At 63.4% G+C, this 21,290-nt stretch carries 20 protein-coding genes; 7 read left to right on the top strand and 13 right to left on the bottom strand.

Features of this window, described 5'->3' with window-relative positions; translation table 11 throughout:
• Position 1 precedes the first annotated feature (1 nt).
• Entirely contained in the window at positions 2–496 is a 495-nt protein-coding gene (locus AC5O5R_RS18020) for a DUF934 domain-containing protein (protein ID WP_172232303.1), read from the bottom strand.
• Positions 480–2,132 carry a nitrite/sulfite reductase gene (locus tag AC5O5R_RS18015; protein WP_172286010.1) on the bottom strand — a complete coding sequence of 551 codons (1,653 nt, stop codon included), beginning with the start codon at positions 2,130–2,132 and terminating at the stop codon, positions 480–482. The genes AC5O5R_RS18020 and AC5O5R_RS18015 overlap by 17 nt, the downstream gene beginning before the upstream one ends.
• Positions 2,133–2,345: 213 nt before the next feature.
• Here AC5O5R_RS18015 and AC5O5R_RS18010 point away from each other — a divergent pair, with 213 nt between their 5' ends.
• The gene (locus AC5O5R_RS18010; protein ID WP_172218730.1) at positions 2,346–3,419 is read left to right on the top strand and encodes an ABC transporter substrate-binding protein; all 1,074 of its coding nucleotides are present in this window, start codon (positions 2,346–2,348) and stop codon (positions 3,417–3,419) included.
• Between the two features lie 378 nt (positions 3,420–3,797).
• Here the strand turns inward: AC5O5R_RS18010 and AC5O5R_RS18005 are convergent, their stop codons facing one another.
• A complete protein-coding gene (locus tag AC5O5R_RS18005; protein ID WP_043201995.1) occupies positions 3,798–4,013 on the bottom strand; it encodes a DUF2970 domain-containing protein in 216 nt (71 codons plus the stop codon).
• Positions 4,014–4,184: 171 nt separating this feature from the next.
• The gene (metH, locus tag AC5O5R_RS18000; protein WP_172218734.1) at positions 4,185–7,892 is read right to left on the bottom strand and encodes a methionine synthase; all 3,708 of its coding nucleotides are present in this window, start codon (positions 7,890–7,892) and stop codon (positions 4,185–4,187) included.
• 175 nt (positions 7,893–8,067) lie between these two features.
• Between metH and AC5O5R_RS17995 the strand changes: the two genes are divergently transcribed.
• The 5 genes from AC5O5R_RS17995 to AC5O5R_RS17975 all read left to right on the top strand — a co-directional run bounded on the left by AC5O5R_RS17995 (position 8,068) and on the right by AC5O5R_RS17975 (position 13,588).
• Complete coding sequence (locus tag AC5O5R_RS17995; protein WP_172218806.1) at positions 8,068–10,368, top strand: fatty acid cis/trans isomerase; 2,301 nt, start codon at positions 8,068–8,070, stop codon at positions 10,366–10,368.
• Between the two features lie 207 nt (positions 10,369–10,575).
• Positions 10,576–11,610 carry an acyltransferase family protein gene (locus AC5O5R_RS17990; RefSeq protein WP_172218735.1) on the top strand — a complete coding sequence of 345 codons (1,035 nt, stop codon included), beginning with the start codon at positions 10,576–10,578 and terminating at the stop codon, positions 11,608–11,610.
• Between the two features lie 58 nt (positions 11,611–11,668).
• Positions 11,669–12,253, top strand: a complete 585-nt coding sequence (gene nfuA / locus AC5O5R_RS17985; RefSeq protein WP_172218736.1) for a Fe-S biogenesis protein NfuA — start codon at positions 11,669–11,671, stop codon at positions 12,251–12,253.
• 243 nt (positions 12,254–12,496) lie between these two features.
• Positions 12,497–13,105, top strand: a complete 609-nt coding sequence (locus tag AC5O5R_RS17980) for an SCO family protein (RefSeq protein ID WP_172218737.1) — start codon at positions 12,497–12,499, stop codon at positions 13,103–13,105.
• Entirely contained in the window at positions 13,106–13,588 is a 483-nt protein-coding gene (locus AC5O5R_RS17975; RefSeq protein ID WP_172218738.1) for a copper chaperone PCu(A)C, read from the top strand. It abuts the gene before it with no gap.
• 49 nt (positions 13,589–13,637) lie between these two features.
• On the opposite strand, the gene AC5O5R_RS17970 is transcribed toward AC5O5R_RS17975, so the two are convergent.
• The 8 genes from AC5O5R_RS17970 to AC5O5R_RS17935 all read right to left on the bottom strand — a co-directional run bounded on the left by AC5O5R_RS17970 (position 13,638) and on the right by AC5O5R_RS17935 (position 19,243).
• The gene (locus tag AC5O5R_RS17970) at positions 13,638–13,865 is read right to left on the bottom strand and encodes a hypothetical protein (RefSeq protein ID WP_172218739.1); all 228 of its coding nucleotides are present in this window, start codon (positions 13,863–13,865) and stop codon (positions 13,638–13,640) included.
• Between the two features lie 74 nt (positions 13,866–13,939).
• Positions 13,940–14,773, bottom strand: coding sequence for an AraC family transcriptional regulator (locus tag AC5O5R_RS17965; RefSeq protein ID WP_172218740.1), 834 nt, complete (start codon positions 14,771–14,773; stop codon positions 13,940–13,942).
• The gene (locus tag AC5O5R_RS17960) at positions 14,770–15,084 is read right to left on the bottom strand and encodes an AzlD domain-containing protein (protein WP_172218741.1); all 315 of its coding nucleotides are present in this window, start codon (positions 15,082–15,084) and stop codon (positions 14,770–14,772) included. Before AC5O5R_RS17960 ends, AC5O5R_RS17965 begins: the two co-directional genes overlap by 4 nt.
• A complete protein-coding gene (locus AC5O5R_RS17955; RefSeq protein ID WP_172218742.1) occupies positions 15,081–15,773 on the bottom strand; it encodes an AzlC family ABC transporter permease in 693 nt (230 codons plus the stop codon). Before AC5O5R_RS17955 ends, AC5O5R_RS17960 begins: the two co-directional genes overlap by 4 nt.
• 96 nt (positions 15,774–15,869) lie before the next feature.
• Positions 15,870–16,565, bottom strand: a complete 696-nt coding sequence (locus tag AC5O5R_RS17950; protein WP_172218743.1) for a sel1 repeat family protein — start codon at positions 16,563–16,565, stop codon at positions 15,870–15,872.
• Between the two features lie 138 nt (positions 16,566–16,703).
• Positions 16,704–17,786 (bottom strand): hypothetical protein, encoded by a 1,083-nt coding sequence (locus AC5O5R_RS17945; protein ID WP_172218744.1) that lies wholly within the window; start codon positions 17,784–17,786, stop codon positions 16,704–16,706.
• A gap of 39 nt (positions 17,787–17,825) precedes the next feature.
• On the bottom strand, positions 17,826–18,452 hold the full coding sequence (locus AC5O5R_RS17940) for a LysE family translocator (RefSeq protein ID WP_172218745.1): 627 nt from the start codon (positions 18,450–18,452) through the stop codon (positions 17,826–17,828).
• A 2-nt stretch (positions 18,453–18,454) separates the two neighbouring features.
• Positions 18,455–19,243 carry a YqcI/YcgG family protein gene (locus AC5O5R_RS17935; RefSeq protein WP_172218746.1) on the bottom strand — a complete coding sequence of 263 codons (789 nt, stop codon included), beginning with the start codon at positions 19,241–19,243 and terminating at the stop codon, positions 18,455–18,457.
• Between the two features lie 161 nt (positions 19,244–19,404).
• On the opposite strand from AC5O5R_RS17935, the gene AC5O5R_RS17930 reads away from it, so the two are divergent.
• Entirely contained in the window at positions 19,405–20,325 is a 921-nt protein-coding gene (locus AC5O5R_RS17930; RefSeq protein ID WP_172218748.1) for a LysR substrate-binding domain-containing protein, read from the top strand.
• On the opposite strand, the gene AC5O5R_RS17925 is transcribed toward AC5O5R_RS17930, so the two are convergent.
• Positions 20,306–21,202 (bottom strand): LysR family transcriptional regulator, encoded by an 897-nt coding sequence (locus AC5O5R_RS17925; RefSeq protein WP_172218750.1) that lies wholly within the window; start codon positions 21,200–21,202, stop codon positions 20,306–20,308. The two genes, AC5O5R_RS17930 and AC5O5R_RS17925, sit on opposite strands and share 20 nt — an antisense overlap.
• Between the last annotated feature and the right edge of the window lie 88 nt (positions 21,203–21,290).

The following is a 21,290-nucleotide window of genomic DNA, read 5'->3' as shown; positions in this document are numbered from 1 at the left end:
ATCAGCGGCGGCGGAACAGCGGCAGCGGCTCGTCGGTGGCGGCCTGGTAGGTCACCGAGAAGTCCTTCAGGCTTTGCAGCGCGTCTTCCGGGTCCTTGTCGGCACGGATGGCGAATGCATCGAAGCCGCAACGTGCCATGAAGAACAGCTGGTCGCGCAGCACGTCGCCAATGGCGCGCAGCTCGCCCTTGAACTTGTAGCGGTCCCGCAGCAGGCGCGCATTGGAGTAGCTGCGCCCGTCTGTGAAGGCCGGGAAGTTCAGCGCGATGACCTGGAAGTGCTGCACGTCCTCGCCGATTTCTTCCGCTTCCTGGTCGCTGTCCAGCCACACGCCCAGGCCGCCGTCGCGGACCTTGAGCACGTGGGCATGGTCGCGCCACATTTGCAGCGGGACGATGTAGTCGTCGCAGTTGGTCAGCTCGTCGAACGAGGTTTCCTTTGGCAGCAGGTGCCAGGTTTCGTCGACGATCTGGTTGTTCTTAATGATTCGCTGCATAGACGCGTTCCTTGAAGGGGTCGATGCCGATACGCTGGTAGGTGTCGATGAAACGCTCTTCCTCGGTACGTTGCTCGACGTACACGGCGATCAGCTTCTCGATCACATCGGCCATGGCATCCTGGGCGAAGGACGGGCCCAGGATCTTGCCCAGGCTCGCGCCGCGTGCGGCGTTGCCGCCCAGCGACACCTGGTAGAACTCCTCACCCTTCTTGTCCACGCCGAGGATGCCGATGTGACCCACGTGGTGGTGGCCGCAGGCGTTCATGCAGCCGGAGATGTTGAGGTCGATTTCACCGATGTCGAACAGGTAGTCCAGGTCGTCGAAACGGCGCTGGATGGACTCGGCGATCGGGATCGACTTGGCGTTGGCCAGCGAGCAGTAGTCACCGCCCGGGCAGCAGATGATGTCGGTCAGCAGGCCGATGTTCGGCGTGGCGAAGCCGCTCTCGCGCAGTTCCATCCACAGCGCGTGCAACTGGCGCTGCTCGACGTCGGCGAGGATGATGTTCTGCTCGTGCGAGGTGCGCAGGAAGCCGAAGCTGTAGCGCTCGGCCAGGTCCGCTACGGCGTCCAGCTGCTTGTCAGTGAGGTCGCCCGGCGCAACGCCGGTAGGTTTCAGCGACAGGGTCACGGCGACGTAGCCAGGGCGCTTGTGGGCGCGGGTGTTGCGCGAGCGCCAGCGGGCGAAGCCTGGAGTCTCGGCGTCCTGCGCGGCGTAGTCGATGTTTTCGAGCGCCAGGTATTCCGGGTCGACGAAGTGGCGCGACACGCGCTGTACTTCAGCCTCGGTCAGGGTGGTGTCGCCGCCACGCAGGTGGACCATTTCGGCCTCGACCTTTTCGGCAAACACTTCCGGGGTAAGGGCCTTGACCAGGATCTTGATCCGCGCCTTGTACTTGTTGTCACGGCGACCGTAACGGTTGTACACGCGCAGGATCGCGTCCAGGTAGCTGATCAGGTCCTGCCACGGCAGGAACTCGTTGATGAACGAGCCCACCACCGGGGTACGGCCCAGGCCGCCGCCGACCAGAACACGGAAGCCCAGCTCGCCGGCAGCGTTGCGCACCGGTTCAAGGCCGATGTCGTGCACTTCGATGGCGGCGCGGTCTTCCTGCGAGCCGTTGATGGCGATCTTGAACTTGCGCGGCAGATAGGCGAATTCCGGGTGGAAGGTGGTCCACTGGCGGACGATCTCGCACCATGGGCGCGGGTCGATGATTTCGTCTGCGGCGACACCGGCGAACTGGTCGGTGGTGGTGTTGCGCAGGCAGTTGCCGCTGGTCTGGATGGCGTGCATCTGCACGGTGGCCAGCTCGGCGAGGATGTCCGGGATGTCTTCCAGCGCCGGCCAGTTGTACTGCACGTTCTGGCGGGTGGAAATGTGGGCGTAGCCCTTGTCGTAGTCGCGAGCGATCTTGGCCAGGGTGCGGACCTGGGTGGCGTTCAGCTGGCCGTACGGCACGGCGACACGCAGCATCGGCGCGAAACGTTGGATGTAAAGGCCGTTCTGCAGGCGCAGAGGGCGGAATTCTTCTTCGCTCAGCTCACCGGCCAGGTAGCGGCGGGTCTGATCCCGGAACTGCTTGACGCGGTCCTCGATGATCCGCTGATCGTACTCGTCGTATACGTACATAAAAGTCCTGTCTCAGGCATGCAGCTATTCGCGCGCACGGCCGCGCACTCCGGTACGGAGCGGGGGAAAGATAGCAGGTTGCGGTTATGCGCTAAAGTGATGTTTTAGCATATGAAAAGAACCAAATGGACTATGTGAGACTGACTGCCATTTGTGCGCCAGGCCAGCCCTGGCGGTTATAATCTGGCGTTTGCTTCGCAGAGATGTCAGCCCATGCTCAAGGCCTTGTGCCAAAGCTTTTGCCTTGCCGTGCCATTGGCGGCAAGCGCGCAGCCATCGGTGGTTTTCCTTAACCCGGGGCTGTCGAATGAAACGTTCTGGACCAGTTATGCCAGCTTCATGCAGGCGGCAGCGGATGAGCTGGGCATGACCCTGCGGATAGAATACAGCGAGCGCCGTGCCGACCTGGCCCTGACCCAGGCCAGGGCGATCCTGCAAGGCCCACAACGGCCAGACTATCTGGTGCTGGTCAATGAACAGTACGTGGCGCCCGAGATCATTCGCCTGTCGCGGGGCAGCGGGGTCAAGCTGTTTCTGGTCAACAACGGCCTGACCTCCAGCCAGGCGCGCAGTATCGAGGCCCAGCCCGGGAAGTACGCCGAGCTGCTGGGGTCCTTGACCGCCAACGACGAGCAGGCGGGCTTCCAGATGTTGCAGCAGATGGCCAGGCAGTTGCCGCGCGACAGCGGGCCGGTGGACCTGGTGGCGTTTGCCGGGGTCAAGACCACACCGGCCTCGCAGCTGCGCGAGGAGGGCATGCGTCGCGCCCTGGCCGACTTTCCCCAAGTGCGCCTGCGTCAGGTGGTCTACGGCGGCTGGAGCCGCCAGCGTGCCTACGAGCAGGCGCAGCAGTTGCTGGAGCGTTACCCGGCTACCCGGCTGGTATGGTCGGCCAACGACGAGATGGCCTTCGGGGCCATGCAGGCGTTCGAGGAGGCGGGGCGCAAGCCCGGCGGCGATGTGCTGTTCAGCGCCGTCAACAGCTCGCCCGAGGCCTTGCGTGCGCGCCTCGATGGCCGCCTGAGTGCGCTGATGGGCGGGCATTTCACCCTCGGCGGCTGGGCCATGGTGATGCTCCACGATGACGCCCTGGGGTTGGCGGTGAACCGCGACGGCCTGCGCGAGCACCGAGTGCCAGTGTTGCAGGCAATCGACCCGGCCAAGGCCAGACGCTGGTTGAAGCTGCTTGAACGGGCCGACTATGGCGTCGACTTCCAGCATTACAGCGCTGAAGGGCGGCCAGCGAGCTATCGGTATCCGTTTCTTGCGTCACCTGTCGAATATTGAAAGACCCTGCTTGAGGGAAGGGCATTGCTCGTCTTAACTGCTGGTGGTGAAGTGCATTCCCATAACCACTACAAGAGGCAATGCAATGGGAAACTCAACCAAGGTCCGCAAAGCTGACAGCAGTGTCGATGCCTGGGCGATCCTCTGTCTGATCGTTCTGGTTGTAGTGACCGCTGTGTATTGGGTCAGCCACCAGTGACTTGAAACTCAAGACCGTGATGCAGCCAAAGCGCCTGCGGGAGGGAATCTCGCGGGCGCTTTTATTTTGCCTGTCAGGGCCTCGTCGCCGGCAAGCCAGCTCCCACAGGTTCACCACAGGCCTTAAAAACTGTGGTGGGCCTGTGGGAGCTGGCTTGCCGGCGATGAGGCCCTTGCAGGCTAACGGGTAAGGTGCAGGGCAAGTTGCACCAGGCCGATCAGCACGGCAATGAACACCAGGGTGAACAGCGTCCCCAGCGCAATGAAATGGCTGGCTTTGCCGTGGGTAAAGTCGCGGGCGCGGTTCTTGCCGCTTTGCACGCCGAAGGCGGCGGCGAGGATGCTGTGCAGCATCTGCCAGAAGGTCGGGGGTTTGCCCTGGCTGGAATCGTCCATGGTGGCTCCTGAGGGAATCAGAGGCAATCAGGGACAGTGTAGGCAATTGACATGAGGTTGCCTGTGCCGGCCTATTCGCGGGTGAACCCGCTCCCACAGGGACCGCATTGCCCTTGAGGCCTGCGCCGTACCTGTGGGAGCGGGTTTACCCGCGAAGAAGCCAGCAAGGTCTTAGTTGTCGTAACCCAGGTTAGGCGCCAACCAGCGCTCGCTGACGCTGATGTCCTGCCCTTTACGCGCGCTGTAGCGCTCGATCTGGTCCTTGTCGACCTTGCCCACGGCAAAGTACTGCGCCTGCGGGTGGGCAAAATACCAGCCACTGACCGCCGCCGCCGGGAACATCGCAAAGTGCTCGGTAAGGAACACGCCGCTCGGGCCGGTCTCGCCGATGCCGGTGCCGTCCAGCAGGCGGAACAGGGTTTCCTTCTCGGTGTGGTCGGGGCAGGCCGGGTAGCCAGGGGCAGGGCGGATACCGCTGTACTGCTCCTTGATCAGCGCCTCGTTGTCCAGGTGCTCGTCGCGGGCGTAGCCCCAGTGCTCTTTGCGCACCTGCTCGTGCAGCCACTCTGCGCAGGCTTCGGCCAGGCGGTCGGCCAGGGCCTTGACCATGATCGAACTGTAGTCGTCGCCCTTGTCCTGGTAGGCCTTGGCCACTTCCTCGGCGCCGATGCCGGCGGTGGTGATGAACCCGCCCACGTAGTCGGTCACACCGCTGTCTTTTGGCGCGACAAAGTCGGCCAACGACCAGTTCGGTTTGCTGTCCGGCTTGATGGTCTGCTGGCGCAGGTGGTGCAGGGTGGCCAGCGCCTGGCCGTCCTCGCCATACACCTCGATGTCGTCATCTGCGACCTGGTTGGCCGGCCAGAAGCCGAACACTGCGCGGGCGCTGATCAGTTTTTCATTGATCAGCTTGTCGAGCATTTCACGGGCGTCCTGGTACAGCGCCGTGGCCGCCTCGCCGACCACTTCGTCGGTGAGGATGCGCGGGAACTTGCCGGCCAGGTCCCAGGAGATGAAGAACGGGGTCCAGTCGATGTACTCGGCCAGGGTGCGCAGGTCGATGTCTTCCAGCACCTTGACGCCGGTGAAGGAGGGCACCGCAGGCTGGTAGCCGGCCCAGTCGTACTTCGGTTTGGCGGCGATGGCCTGGGCGTAGCTCAGGCGCTCGGTGCGGGCGCTGCGGTTGGCGGTGCGCTCGCGAACTTCGACATAGTCCTGGCGGGTCTTTTCGACAAAGCCGGGCTTCAGCTCCCTGGACAGCAACTGGGTGGCAACGCCTACGGCGCGTGAAGCGTCGGTAACGTAGATGACTGCATCGTTGCTGTACTTGGGTTCGATCTTGACCGCCGTGTGTGCCTTGGAAGTGGTGGCGCCACCGATCATCAGCGGCAGCTGGAAGCCCTGGCGCTGCATTTCGCGGGCCACGTGAACCATCTCGTCCAGCGACGGGGTAATCAGGCCTGAAAGGCCGATGATGTCGCACTTTTCGTCGCGGGCGGTTTGCAGGATCTTCTCGGCGGGCACCATCACGCCCAGGTCGACGATGTCGTAGCCGTTGCAGCCCAGCACCACGCCGACGATGTTCTTGCCGATGTCGTGCACGTCACCTTTTACCGTGGCCATCAGGATCTTGCCCTTGGCTTCCGGCTTGTCGCCTTTTTCGGCCTCGATGAACGGGATCAGGTGGGCCACGGCCTGCTTCATCACGCGGGCCGACTTGACCACCTGCGGCAGGAACATCTTGCCTGCGCCGAACAGGTCGCCGACCACGTTCATGCCGCTCATCAGCGGGCCTTCGATGACCTCGATGGGGCGCGCGCATTGCTGGCGGCACTCCTCGGTGTCTTCGACGATATGCGCGGTTATGCCCTTGACCAGCGCGTGTTCCAGGCGCTTGCCAACCGGCAGCGAGCGCCAGGCTTCGTTCTCGACTTCCTTGGTGGCGCCGCCGCCCCGGTAGTCTTCGGCGATGGCCAGCAAGGCGTCGGTGCCTTCCGGGGTGCGGTTGAGCACCACGTCCTCGACCTTCTCGCGCAGTTGGGCCGGGATCTCGTCGTAGATCTCCAGTTGGCCGGCGTTGACGATACCCATGGTCAGGCCGTTCTGGATCGCGTGGTAGAGGAACACCGAGTGGATCGCCTCGCGCACCGGGTTGTTGCCACGGAACGAGAACGATACGTTGGACACACCGCCCGAGCTCAGGGCGTGGGGCAGATGATCGCGGATGTAGGCACAGGCTTCGATGAAATCGACGGCGTAGTTGTTGTGCTCCTCGATGCCAGTGGCGACGGCGAAGATGTTCGGGTCGAAGATGATGTCTTCTGGCGGGAAGCCCACTTCGTTGACCAGGATGTCATAGCTGCGCTGGCAGATTTCCTTCTTGCGCGCGGCGGTGTCGGCCTGGCCAAGCTCGTCGAAGGCCATCACCACCACGGCGGCGCCGTAGCGCTTGCACAGGCGGGCGTGGTGCTTGAACTGCTCGACGCCTTCCTTCATGGAGATGGAGTTGACGATGCCCTTGCCCTGGATGCACTTCAGGCCCGCTTCGATCACTTCCCATTTCGAGGAGTCGATCATGATCGGTACGCGGGAGATGTCCGGCTCACCGGCGATCATGTTCAGGAAACGCACCATGGCCGCCTGGGAGTCGAGCATCCCTTCGTCCATGTTGATGTCGATCACCTGGGCGCCGGCCTCGACCTGCTGCAGGGCGACTTCCAGGGCTTCGGTGTAGTTCTCTTCACGGATCAGCCGGGCGAACTTGGCGGAGCCGGTGATGTTGGTTCGCTCGCCGACGTTGACGAACAGCGACTGGCGGTCGATGGTGAATGGTTCCAGGCCCGAGAGGCGGCAGGCCTTGGCGATTTCCGGGATCTCGCGGGGCTTGTACCTGGCCACGGCCTCGGCAATCGCCTGGATGTGCCCAGGGGTGGTGCCGCAGCAACCGCCGATGATGTTGAGGAAGCCGCTGGCGGCGAATTCTTCTACTACGGCGGCCATTTCTGCCGGGGTTTCGTCGTACTCGCCAAAGGCGTTTGGCAGGCCGGCGTTGGGGTGGGCCGAAACGTGGGTGTCGGCCTTGGTCGACAGCTCTTCCAGGTAGGGGCGCAGGTCCTTGGCGCCGAGGGCGCAGTTCAGGCCCACCGAAATCGGCTTGGCGTGGCGCACCGAGTTCCAGAACGCTTCGGTGGTCTGGCCCGACAGGGTACGGCCGGAGGCGTCGGTGATGGTGCCGGAGATCATGATCGGCAGTTCGACGTTGTCGTCCTCGAACACCTGTTGCACGGCGAAGATCGCAGCCTTGGCGTTGAGGGTGTCGAAAATGGTCTCGATCAGGATCAGGTCGGCGCCGCCCTCGATCAGGCCACGGGTGGCCTCGATGTAGTTTTCCACCAGTTCGTCGAAGGTGACGTTGCGGTAGCTGGGGTCGTTGACGTCCGGGGAGATCGAGCAGGTGCGGCTGGTAGGGCCGAGCACGCCGGCGACGAAGCGCGGCTTGTCGGGGGTTTCCAGAGTCTTGGCGTCGGCCACCTGGCGGGCGATGCGCGCACCCTCGACGTTCAGCTCGTAGACCAGCGACTCCATGCCGTAGTCAGCCTGGGAAATCTGCGTGGCGTTGAAGGTGTTGGTTTCGAGAATATCCGCGCCGGCATCCAGGTAGGCCTTCTCGATGGCGGCGATCACGTCGGGGCGGCTGAGCAGCAGCAAGTCATTGTTGCCCTTGACATCGCTTGGCCAATCGGCGAAGCGCGTGCCACGATAGTCGTGTTCCTCGAGCCGGTAGCTTTGGATCATAGTACCCATGCCGCCGTCGAGGATCAGGATGCGCTCATTGAGTGCGTGCTGGAGTGCTTGGAGACGAGCGCTGCGGTCGGACATAGGAACTACCTGGTCGGGCAAATTTCAGAAGGTGCCGAATCATAACAAAGCTGCGCGGTTTTTAGGCGCATAGGCCATTTGCATGAAAACTGCTCATGTTGGTTTCATGCTGGCAAGAGCACCAGGGACGACCAGATAAATCGTGATTGCTTTCAAGAACCAGGACATTTCGCACATGGTGCATCGTTTTCTTGCTGGCGCCTTCGCCCTGTTGATCAGTGGCCTGGCGTTCGGGCAAGCCCCCCAGTCGAGCCCGGCCATTTCCTACACCCGGGACATTCAACCAATCTTCACCGAGAAGTGCGTGGCCTGCCACGCCTGCAACGACGCTGCCTGCCAGCTGAAGCTGGAAAGTCCCGAGGGTGCGCTGCGCGGTGCAACCAAGGTACCTGTGTACCAGGGTGAACGGAGCAAGGCGGTGCCCACCACGCGGCTGTTCTACGATGCCCACAGCGAAGGGGAATGGCGCAAGAAAGGCTTCTATTCGGTGCTCGACAACCAGGGCAGCCAGGCCGCCCTGATGGCGCGCATGCTGGAGCTTGGGCACAAGACCCCGCTTACGCCCAACGCCAAGCTGCCCGAGGACATCGTCCTGGGCCTGAACCGCAACAACATGTGCCCCTTGCCCCACGAATTCGACGCCTACGCTGGCGCCCACCCCAAGGAAGGCATGCCACTGGCGGTTACCGGGTTGACCGACCAGGAATACGACACCATGCGCCGCTGGCTGGCGGCCGGCGCGCCGGTGGAATATCAGCCGATCAAACCGAACGCGGCCGAGGCCCGGCAGATTGCCGATTGGGAGGAGCTGCTCAACCGCCCGGGTTCCACCGAGGCGCTGGTTGGCCGCTGGCTGTACGAGCACCTGTTCCTTGCGCACATCTATTTCGTGGGTGGCGAGCAGGGCCACTTCTTCCAGTGGGTGCGCTCGCGCACGCCGAGCGGCAAGGCGGTCGACCTGATCGCCACGCGCCGGCCCAACGACCCGCCAGGCACCGACTTCTATTACCGGCTGATCCCGGCGCAGGGGGTGATCGTGCACAAGACGCACATCACCTACCCGATGGGGCCGCAGAAGCTCAAGCGGGTCAAGCAACTGTTCTACGCCGGCGACTGGCATGCTGCTGCATTGCCGGGCTATGGCCCGCGTCACCGGGCCAACCCGTTCGAAACCTTCGAGGCGATCCCGGCAGTGGCGCGCTACCAGTTCATGCTGGATAACGCTGAATACTTCGTGCGCACCTTCATCCGTGGCCCGGTGTGCCGTGGGCAGATCGCCACGGACGTGATCCGCGACAATTTCTGGGCGCTGTTCCAGGAACCGGCGCATGACCGCTACATCACCGATGCCAAGTACCGGGGCGAGGCCACGCCGTTGCTGGCCATGCCCGGGCAGATCGATGATGTGGGCAGCGTGCTGGGCCTGTGGCATGCCTACCGCGACAAGCGCAACGAGTACGAGAAGCTGCGCCGTGAAGCCTATGCCGAAATGCCGGCACCGGGTTGGGCGACGCTGTGGGCCGGTAACGACAATGCACTGCTGAGCATTTTCCGTCACTTCGACAGCGCCGCGGTGAGCAAAGGCTTGATCGGCGATGTGCCGCTGACCATGTGGCTGTTCGACTACCCGCTGTTCGAGCGCACTTATTATCAGTTGGCGGTCAACTTCGACGTGTACGGCAATGTTTCGCACCAGTTGCAGACGCGCCTGTACTTCGACCTGATCCGCAATGGCGCCGAGGTCAACTTCCTGCGCCTGATGCCGGCCGATCAGCGCCAGGCAATCCTGAGTGACTGGTACCAGAACAGCGGCAAGGTGAAGATGTGGATGGATTATGAAAACATCGACACCGACACCCCGAGCGGCATCAAGCTCGACCCGCGCAACCCCAAGCGCGACTTTGGCCTGAAGCTGGTGGAGCGCACCGGCAGCCTGAACGCCGCGCCCGACCCGATCAACCGCTGCCAGGGTGCGTTCTGCTCACGGCCGCAGATGAACGAAGCGTTCCGCAATGCCGAGCAGTCGCTCAGCCGCCTGGTGTCGCGCCCGGCCGCAGGGCTCAAGGTGATCAATCAGTTGCCCGAGGCGACGCTGCTGCGCATCGAGGCGCCGGGCGGCCAGCGCCAGGTCTACAGCCTGCTGCGCAACCGCGCGCACAGCAACGTGGCGTTCCTGCTGGGTGAGGCGTACCGCTACCAGCCGGGGCTGGATTCCCTGACCCTGTACCCAGGCGTGCTCAGCAGCTACCCCAACTTCATCTTCAACATCCCGACCGACGATGTGCCGGAGTTTGTCGAAGACATGGAGTATGCCAAGGATGATGCGGCGAGATTTGAACGCATTGTCATGCGCTGGGGCGTGCGCCGTAGCCATCCGCAGTTCTGGCATTACTTCCATGACCTGAACAGCTTCATCAAGGAAACCCAGCCGGTCGAGGCCGGGGTGCTGGACATGAACCGCTACGAGAACCTCTGATCGGGGTGGCTGACCTTTCCGATCAACCTGCGGTCGGAAATAGTGGGTGGTCCGGGGGCTGCGCTGCAGCCCAATCGCCGGCAAGCCAGCTCCCACAGGGGCCGCGTTGCTTTCGGTTGACGCGGTCCCTGTGGGCGCTGGTTTGCTGGTGATGGAGCGCACTGCGCTCCCGAAGACCTCAATGCACCGGCAATTGCAGGGTATTCCATGCTGTATTCGCTTCAGGCACTGCGGGCGTTCGCCGCCTGGGTGGTGGTTTGCCACCATTTCATGCAGATATTCTTCGACTTCCACGCAACCGGCCCGATCGGCCAGTTGCTCACTGACCGCGGCGCTGTCGGCGTCGATATTTTCTTCGTCATCAGCGGGCTGGTCATCTACCTGTCGACCTGCGACAAAACCATCGAACCGCGCCAGTTTCTGCTCAACCGCGCCTTGCGCATCGTCCCGGCCTACTGGTTCTACACGGCGCTGATGGCGCTGCTGCTGCTGGCCTTCAGCCAGTGGATGCCACACCAGGAATTCGACTGGCATCACCTGCTTCTGTCGTTGCTGTTCATACCGGCGGAAAACCCCGGTGGCTATGGCCTTTACCCGACCTTGAACGTGGGCTGGACGCTGAACTTCGAAATGTTCTTCTACCTGCTGTTCGGCCTGGCCTTCCTGGTGCGTCAGCGTCATCACCAGTTGCTGGTGACCGCCTTGTTGTTACTGCTTAGCGAGGTCCTGGGTCGGCTGGGCCTGCTCAGCCACTTCTACAACAACGGCATCATCTACGAGTTTTTGCTCGGTATCGGCCTGGGTGTGCTGTACCGCCGCGGGCTGATCCGCCAGGGGCGCTGGCTGCCGCTGGTATTGCTGGCTGCGGCGGGCCTTGCCATCTATCACCTGGATGCGTCCCTGCGCCTGCTCCACTGGGGCGTGCCCAGCGCGATGATCGTGCTGGCATTCATTGCCCTGGAGCCGATGTTCCAGGGCAACCGGCTGCTCAAGGCTTTGGGCGATTGTTCGTACTCGGTGTACCTCATCCATGTGCTGGTGCTGTATGCCGGCTGGTTCGCCAGCCAGCGCCTGCACCTGAACCCCTACCTGGTGTTCGCCCTGTGCGTGCCGTCCATTGGACTAATGTCGTGGTTCAGCTACCAGTGGCTGGAACGCGGCCTGTACCGGCGCATGCAGGCGTGGCTGGCGGCGCCACGGGGGCAGGCCCCGGAATACGCGCTTTCCCGAGTCAAATACTAGGACTTTGTACAAAGGCCGGGTTGGCGTACACTTGGCCGCAAGTCTGTGAGGAACCTACATGAGCGCTATAACCATTACCGACGCCGCCCATGACTACCTGGCCGATCTGCTCTCCAAGCAGAACACGCCTGGCATCGGCATTCGCGTTTTCATCACCCAGCCGGGCACGCAGTACGCAGAGACGTGCATTGCCTACTGCAAGCCGGGCGAAGAAAAGCCTGACGACACCGCCGTGGGCCTGAAGAGCTTCACGGCGTACCTGGACGCGGTCAGCGTGCCGTTCCTGGAAGACGCACTGGTGGACTATGCCACCGACCGTATGGGTGGCCAGCTGACCATCAAGGCACCGAACGCCAAGGTGCCGATGGTCAACGAAGACAGCCCGATCAACGAGCGCATCAACTACTACCTGCAAACCGAGATCAACCCCGGTCTCGCCAGCCACGGTGGCCAGGTCAGCCTGGTGGATGTGGTCGACGACGGCATCGCCGTGCTGCAGTTCGGCGGTGGTTGCCAGGGTTGTGGCCAGGCCGATGTGACCCTGAAGGAAGGCATCGAGCGCACGCTGCTTGAGCGTATCCCGGAGCTCAAGGGCGTGCGTGACGTGACCGACCATACCCAGAAAGAAAACGCCTACTACTGATGCAGGCGCGGTTTGTGTGGGGTGGCCTTCAGCCGTGAAAAGCCGCCCTCACAAAGCCTTCCCTTAGCAACAAACTGTTACGGTTTCAACCCCTGCGACAACAGGCCGCAGCCCGTATTCAAAGGGCTGTAGCCCATCACCGCCATGGTCGGGTAGAACCCCTGGGGGTGTCATGCCAGAATGCCCCGGTTTTTCGGTCGGCCCGTCCCAAGGGTCGGCACCTTCCCTGTAAAGGATGGTTTCATGAATGATCTATATACCCGGCGCGCAGTTGTCGCCGGGATGGGCGTTCTCGGGCTTGGTTTGCTGGCTGGCTGCAGCCCGGCCCGGGGGCTCGACTTCAAGTACGGCAAGAACATGAGCAACGAAATCCTGGGGCGCAAGTTCAGCCTCAAGGACCCGCAAGGCAACGTGCGAACCCTGTCGAGTTTCTACGGCAGCATGCCGATGGTGTTCTTCGGTTTCACCCAGTGCCCGGCAGTTTGCCCGACCGCGCTGGCGCGTGCGGCGCAAATCCGCAAGTTGCTGCGCGGCCGTGACCGCGACCTGTTCCAGGTGGTGTTCATTACCCTGGACCCGGAGCGCGACACCCCCGAAGTGCTCGACGCCTACGTCAAGGCCTTCGACCCGTCGTTCACCGCGCTCACTGGCACCCCCGAGGAAATCGCTGCGGTGGCCAAGGAGTTCAAGGTGTTCTACGAAAAGGTCCCGGCCGGCGATACGTACACCATCTCTCATTCGTCCACCAGCTACGTCTACGATACGCGTGGCACCCTGCGCCTGAGCCTGGGCCATTCCCTGAACGCCAAGGAATGCGCCGAAGACCTGGTCACCTTGATGGAGATCTGCTGAATGTCGATGCAACCGATAAAACGCGGCCTGGCTGCCCTGGTACTCATGGGCCTGGCCCTGCCGGCCCTGGCTCAGACCACTGTGAGCGATGCCTGGGCGCGTGCCAGCGTGCCGCACCAGCAGTCCACCGGTGCCTTCATGACCCTGACCGCCAGCAGCGACAGCAAGCTTGTGAGTGTGGCTTCGCCCGTGGCCAAGACCGTGCAGGTGCACGAGATGACCATGAACGGTGACGTGATGGGCATGCGTGAGGTAAAGGCCGTGGAACTGCCGGCCGGCAAACCGGTGACCCTGGACCCGAATGGCCTGCATGTGATGCTGATGGGCTTGAACGGCCAGGTGAAAGAAGGCGACAAAGTGCCGCTGACCCTGACCATCGAAGATGCCACTGGGGCCAAGGAAACCCTCGACGTACAAGCCGACGTGCGTCCGCTCAACGCCGACGCTGGCGGTGGGCATGACCACATGCACATGCAACACTGACAGACCAAAGGGCCGCATTTAGCGGCCCTTTTCTTTTCAGCTGCGGCGCTCAGCTGCGAAAGCGCGGCAGCGGCCTGTCGAGTGTCAGCGAGGTCAGCGTTTTGCGAACCTGGGCCTCGTCGGCCTCCAGCGCCCTGAGGCTCGCGCGGATCTTGCCGGCGGCGGGCACATCGCCCTGCCGGTCGATCCAGTCGGCAATCTCCTTGCAGGCGCTGCTCAGGCAGGCTTGGCGCTGGTTCATCAGCGACAGCAGGGTGGTGAACTCTCTTTCGGACATGGCAGGATCCTCCATTCAGCCCTGTCAGTGTAGCAGCGCCTGAGCAGCTTGCCTGAGGCCGGGTGCCGCACCCTTCATCCGGGCAGGCAGGCACTGCGGTAGGCCCCGGGCGTCACCCCGTATGCCTGTTTGAACTGCCGGCTAAAATGGCTTTGGTCGGCAAAACCCAGGTCGAACGCCACCTGCGCGGCGGCCAGCCCACGCTTGAGCATTTCCCGGGCGCGCGCCAGGCGCCGCTGCTTCAGCCAGGCATGCGGCGGCAGCCCCGTGGCCTGGCGGAACACCCGGGCGAAGTGGAACGGCGACAGATTGACCGCCGCTGCCAGGGCCTCCAGCGAAGGCGGGTCGGCCAGCTGGGTTTCCAGTAATTCCCGGGCGCGGGCCACGGCCAGTGGCTCGTGGCCGGGGGCCGCAGGTTCGGCGCACTGCCCGTGCCGTTGCACCAGGGCAAGCACCGCCTGGCGCCAGGCGGTCTGTTGCTGCAAGGCGCTGGCGCCGCCTTCGGACAACTGGTGCAGTTGGCTGAAGGCGAGGGCCAGGGCGGGGTCGTGAATCACGCTGTCCTTGAACCCTGGCATGCCGTGGCCGCCCAGTTCCAGCTCGTCGAGCACGCCGGTGACGCGCTGCTGCTCGGGGTAGAAACCGCGATAACGCCAGCCTGCTTCGTGGGCGGTCGCGCCGGTGTGCAGCTCGTCAGGGTTGATCAGCACCATGCTGCCGACCGGTGCCAGGTGCTCGCTGCCACGGTGCCAGAAGCGCTGGGCGCCCGATTCGATCACGGTGAACACATAGCCTTCGTGCACATGGGGGGCGAAGCGCTGCTGGAAGTAGCGCGCGTGCAGCATCTCGACGTGGCCTAGTGCCGGCGCCTGCCACAGGTGTGTCTGTTCGCGCAGGCGCGTGCTCATGCCAGCCAGCTGCGCAGGAAGAAGAAGATCAGCATGCTCGCCAGCATGCTCAGCAACACGCTGCGGGTCAACAGTACCAGCGCAATCGCTACCAGTGAGCCCAGCAGGTAGGGGTTGAGCAGGCTCAGGTCAAGCTGGTGGTCGGGCATGAAGATGATCGGGCCGCAGATGGCGGTGAGCATGCCCGGCACTGCAAAACCCAGGAACTGCCGGGCATTGGAGCTAAGGCGCAGGGGCAGGCGCGGCTCCAGGAACGCATAGCGGTTGAGGAACACGATGGCGCCCATGGCAAAAATCAGGATCCAGGTCATGCGCGTGCTCCGGCAAATTTCTGGCAGACGAAACCGGCGCTCATGCCCAGCAGGCCTGCGGCCACCAGGGCGGTTTCCCAGTGCCAGTAACTGAACAGCACCGAGCAGAACAGCGATACCGCCACACACACCAGCGTGGCCAGGTTGCGCACCAACGGTGCAATCAGGGCGACGAAGGTGGCAACGATGGAGAAGTCCAGGCCGTACTGGTCCAGGTGCGGGATGTTCTGGCCCAGCAAGATGCCTGCCAGGGTGAACAGGTTCCAGGCCACGTAGAAGGTCAGGCCCACGCCCAGGGCGTACCAGCGGTTGAACTGCTGCTGGTCGTAATGGCTGGTCAGGGCAAAGAACTCGTCGGTCAGCAGAAAGCCCAGGCCCAGGCGCCAGCGCAGCGGCTGGCCGGACAGCAGCGGACGCATCGAAAGACCGTACAGCAGGTGCTGCGAGGTCAGCAGCAGGGTGGTCAGCAGGATCGACGCCAGGTTGGCGCCGCCCTTGAGCATGCCGATGGCCACCAGCTGCGCGGCCCCGGCGAAGACGATGGCCGACAGCCCTTGGCCCTGCCAGGCGCTGAGGTTGGCCTCGATGGCCATGGACCCGGCCAGCAAGCCCCAGGGGGCGACGGCGAGGGACAGCGGCAGGATGGCGATGGCGCCGTGGAGAAAGGCTTGGCGGGCGATGTGGGGCATGATGGCTGCAATGCGTGGACGTGGTAGAGCAGCATGCCAGACGGGGCAGGGCATGGCTTGAACGATCTTGCTGCTGCAGGCGTGTGAGGTAGCCGTTCAGGGGCGGCTGGTGAGCTGCCGCTGCGCCGTCACGCAGCCGTTGGTGTCCACCGCCTTCTGCAGCAGGCTCTGGCGGTGCTGCGGGTCGAGGTCACCGAGCAGGCGGTACAATTCGGCCTGATAGTCACGCTGGCGCCCCCACAACATTTCCAGACCTTGCGGACGGCTACGGTTGCAGACAAGACGCGGCGCCGGTTGCGGGTAGTAGGCAGCGTACACGGTGGCCATGTTGGGGATAGCTTCGAGTGCTGCGCGGTACTCGCTGCTGGCGTTGTAGGGCGCGCACCACGTGGCGATGGCGGGCGCCGGTGCGGCAAAGCCCTGCTTGAGGCTGGCTTCGAGTAATGGGCAGGCAGCATCGGCGATTTGCCCGGCGGGCAGGTAAGTCATGTAGTACAGCGCCAGGCGGTACTGCGCGACCGGATGGCCCAGGTCCACCGACTTTTTCAGTAAGGCGACCGCTGTCGGCAAGGTGTGCGCCAAGGCCTGGCCCTGGCGGCTGAGTTCGGGGTCGCCGCCTATGGAGGTGCGCAGCGTGCTGGCGCCGTCTTCCTGGTTGTCGGCCTGCTCCAGCAGCGGCAAGGCCTGACGGTACAGCAGGTCGGCATGTGGGTCGATGTTCACCTCCAGCGCGTGCCCGGCCAGCGGCATCAGCGCGACCAACAACGGGAGCAGGCTACGCGTGCGGCTCACGGGCGCACCCTATGGGCGAGCATAGGCGGGTGGACGGCTTCGATGTTCATGGCGGTCAAGCGTGCGCCTCGGGCAGATCGGAACGACGCCGTATTCTAGCCACCCAAGGGGGGTTGTCGGAAGAGCATCCGGCAACTCTCAGACGAGCTTGATCGGCGTGACCTTGCGCTGGGCGTGTTTTTCCTGGGCCAGGCCAAGCTTGGCAGTGATCACCTTGGCCAAGGCATTGTTGCCCAGGTCGTTCAGGTGCAGGCGGTCGATGAACAGGTCGGCGCCGAATACCGGCGAGCTGCTGAGCATGCCGTTCATGTCGTAGCAGGGCACCGGGTCGGCCTGGCTCTTGATGCGGCGGAAGAAGGCCGAGTGCAGCTGGCTGTCGAATGCGCCTTCCAGCAGCCGGTCGAAGTTCGCCGGTTGTTGTTCCAGCGCTGCCAGCATGGCCTGCTCGCCGCTGGGCAGGGTATCCCGGCACCAGGGCAGCAGCGGCTGGAGGATGAAAGTGAGGGTGGCGTGGCTGTCTGCCAGCAACCTGTCCCATTGGCGCAAGGTACGGCCGATGCTGTCCGCCGCGCGGGCCAGTCGCTTTTCCGGAGGGGACAACGCCCAGTTCAGCGGCGCCTTGACCGGAGGGGCTGTCAGTGCCTGGCCGATGCGCCGCCACAGCGGTTGGCGACGCGGCGGCGCGGCAGGTTGCATGCCTTCGCTGAAACTGTTGAGAAAGTCCTGGTAGGCCTTGGCCTGCTGCGCGTCGCCGGGGCCGGCGACGACTTCGCACAGGGCTTCGTGGGCCAGGCTGTTGAGGCCGCTCAGCACGACCACATGGCCGAGCTGGCCAAACCGGTGCTGGTGAGTCAGGAACATCAGCAGTTCCTGGCTGGCATTGAGCCCGCAGCCGGCCAGGCTCAGCCAGACCTCGCCGGTGAGCATGGACAGGTGCGAGGCCACCGTGTGTTCGTCGGAGCTGGCGCCGATGCCCAGGGCGGTGGAGCCGCCGACCAACAGGTTGATGCGCGATGCACCGCCGCGCTCGGCCGCCGAAAAACGCTTGCCGGCGCAATGGCTGTAGCGCAGGCCCAAGGCATCGGTGTTGATGGTGCCGGAGCGGTAGCCGGTTTCGTGCACATGCACGGTGTGCGGGGCACGGCGGCTGCCCAGCAGCAGAAAGCGCTGGTAGTCCTGTTGCAACGGCGAAGGAGCCGGGCTCATATCAGTTGCGGTCATGGTCTTTCCTTCTGTTGCATCGGCTGCTCCGCAGCAGGTTCAGGCCGCCAGTTCCTTGAGGTTGTACAGCAGCCCGCCCGAGGCGATCAGCAGCAGGGCGACCCCCGAGGCCAGGCTGATGAAGCGGTTGCTGCGCTGCGAGGCAAGCTTGCCGATGGCGAATATGTACAGGCTGAGCACGGCGAAATCGATGGCCACCCACAGCAGTGACAGCACCACCATGCTTTTGCCGAACGATTCGGTGATCTGGATGAACTGCGGGAAGAAGGCGATGAAGAAAATGATGTCCTTGGGGTTGGAGATGCCCACCATGAAACCTTGCAGCAGGCCGCCACGGTCCGGCTTGGCGGACTCGGCCGGCGCATCGCCCGCGGGCGCTTGCAAGGCATCCTTCAGCGTGCCCATGGCGATGTAGCCGATGAACAGGCAGCCAAGCAGGCTCATGGTGCTGAGCCAGGCCTTGTCGATGGCGGCGCTGGTAAGGATGATCCACGCGGCAGCACCGATCAGCACCAGTGACGCCCAGTTGGTGCCGACGGCGGTGAACATGGCCTTGCGCGAGCCAGAGGCAGCCGCAGTGTTGACGATCAGCGCCACCACCGGGCCGGGGGTGGCGATAAGCAGCAGGACGGTGAGGGCATAGGTGGCGGTAAGTGCGGTATTCACGGTCAGTTCTCGATCAGTATGTCGGGGGTCGCCTGGTGTGCGGCATGGGCGTGGAACGGGCAGCGGGACGGGTTGAGCGACCCTGCCTCCTGCAGTTGGTACTGCTTCCACTCGTAGTTGTCGGTATCGCCGAAAAAGCCCAGGGTTTCCGGCATGACGCCGTTGTTGTAGTGGCGCACGCGGTCGCGGATGCGTTCACGGATGCGTTTGCCACTTTCAGTGTTGGCATTGGCCACTTCGTCGAAGTTTTCCCGCGGGTTGATGACGAAGGTGATGTGCTGCCCCAGGTTGCGGCTTTTCATCTGCTGGTGGCCGGGGAAATTCATGTTGATGAACAGCGGCATGCCGGCGTAGCAGAACGACCAGCCGTTGTCGTCGGGGTCGGTAGGGATGCCCTGCGGCCATGGGTGCGGGTCGCGGGCATGCACGCCGCGCAGCACCTTCCAGGCCAGCGCCTGCTGTTCGGCCAGGGTGCAGCTGGCGGCGGTTTCGAGAAACACCACCAGTGGGCTGCCGATACGCTGCTTGGGTTTGATCGGGGCGACGGTGCTGACATAGTCGGCCAGGCCCTGTGCAATATCATCGGCCAGTTGCTCGGCGCGGGCGAACAGGATGTGGCAGGTTTCACCGTTCACCGCCTTGCGGCCGAACAGGCAAGGGAATTCAGGGTTGGCGAGAATACTGCGAAAATGTTCTATGGTCTTGTACGTCCAGTGTTGCATGTTGCAACCATGTTCAGCGGCCAGCTCTAGCGCATCCAGGCGATAGCAATTTCCATATCCCGTAAACATGGATTTCCCCAGGCGTTAATTAAATTGAACGTTCCAGTCATATGCAGGCAGGATCTTGGTTATGTTTGTTATTTACCTGCATTTTCCGAGACGAACCTGACGTTGTAAAACGCGTGGAACTATGACCTACTATTAGTCTTGCTCATGCTTAAGGCGCCGCCATGTCAGAACGGATTCAGGCCTTGCACGCCCTGCGTGCCTTCGAGGTGGCCTCTCGTTACGGCTCCTTTACCCGGGCTGCGGAAGAACTGGCCTTGACCCAGGGTGCAGTGAGCCATCACATCAAAACCCTCGAAGCCATGTTCGGCTGCGACCTGTTCGAACGTCGCGGCCCCAAACTGAGCCTGACCGAGCACGGCCGGCTGCTCTCGCAGGAGCTGAAGGTAGGCTTCAAGATCATCGAGAATGCCTGTGCATTGCTGCGCCAGGACCGCTATGGCTTGCGCCTCAAGGCGCCGTCAACGCTCACCGTGCGCTGGCTGCTACGCGCGCTGGACGGGTTCAAGAAGATCGAGGACAACTGCAGCGTGCAGCTGTCGAGCGTGTGGATGGACATCGACAGCGTGGACTTTTACTCCGAGCCCTACGACTGCGCCATTCTCCTGGCCAACGGGCGTTTCCCCGCCGATATCGACAGCTGCAAGCTGTTCGATGAATGGTTGATTCCGGTGTGCCACCCCGATTACCTGCCGCAGGCGCAACCGGCGCTGTCCGACCTGAGCCAGTGCGAGTTCCTTCACCCGTCCCCGGACCGGCGCGACTGGCGGCGTTGGCTGACGCGCATGGACGCGCTGCACGTCAGCATCGACCAGGGGCAAGTGTTCGATACCCTCGACCAAGGCATTTCGGCTGCCCAGCAAGGCCTGGGCATTTCGGTGGTCGACCTGGTGCTGGCCAGTGCCGACCTGGCGGCAGGAAGGCTGGTGACCCCGTTCAAGCACGCAGTGGCCACCGGCGACGGTTACTACATGACCTGGCTCAAGGCCAGCCCCAAGGCGCGGCAGATGCACAAGCTACGCGACTTCCTGCTTGGCCAGGTCGCGCCGCTGGCGCACAAGGACATCAACTACCTTTACGGTTGAACACGCGTTCGAGCATGAAGTCGATGAACACCCGCAACTTCGGCGGCACCTGTCGCCCGGATGGCCACAGCAGGTAGAAGCTGCCGCGCCGCTCCATGAAGTCATCGAGCACGCTGACCAGCGTGCCGTTGCCAAGTTCGCGGCGCACGTTGAAATCGGGCAGGCAGGTGATGCCACGGTGGTTGACGGCAAAGCAGGCGCGCGTTTCGACGTGGTTGCAGACCATCGAGATGGGGATGTCGTAGGCATGTTCGGGGTGCTCCTGGCGCAGCGGCCAGGTTTCCAGCTTGCCGGTGCTGGGGAAGCGGTAGTGCAGGCAGGTATGCGCCGCCAGGTCACGCGGGTGCAAGGGTGTGCCGCGTTCGCGCAAGTAGTCGGGCGAGGCTACCAGGCGGTGCTGGAAGTGCCCCAGGAACTTGGCGTTGAGCCGCGAGTCCAGCGGCTGCCCGCCGCGCATAACCACGTCGAAGCCTTCGCCGACGATATCCACCATGCGGTCCGAAAAGTCCAGGTCCAGTTCCACCTGCGGATACAGCGCCATGAACTCGGCCAGCGCCGGCATCACCAGCCCGGTAACCTGCGGCATGCTCACCCGCAGGCGGCCACGCGGGGTTTCGCTGGCTTGCGACAGCGCCTGCTCGGTGGCCTCGATCTCGGCCAGGATGCGCCGACTGCGCTCCAGAAACAGCATGCCCTCGGCCGTCAAGGTGATGCTGCGAGTGCTGCGGTGGAACAGGCGCACCCCCAGGCGGCTTTCAAGCCGCGCCACGCGCTTGCCCACGGCTGACGCGCTGACACCCAGCGACTGCCCGGCGGCGACGAAACTGCGGGTCTCGGCCACCCGGTTGAACACCACGAAGCCGCTGAGGCTGTCCATTGCATTTTCCTGATTACGGACATGAATGTCCTGGCTGAGCGGCATTGTACCCATCTTTTTCCCTAATGCCGCCCCCCGGCAGACTGTG

It is taken from the genome of Pseudomonas sp. 8_5_2 (assembly GCF_059295255.1).
Note: the sequence above shows the minus strand (reverse complement) of the source record. Positions and strands in the feature narration are given on the sequence as shown.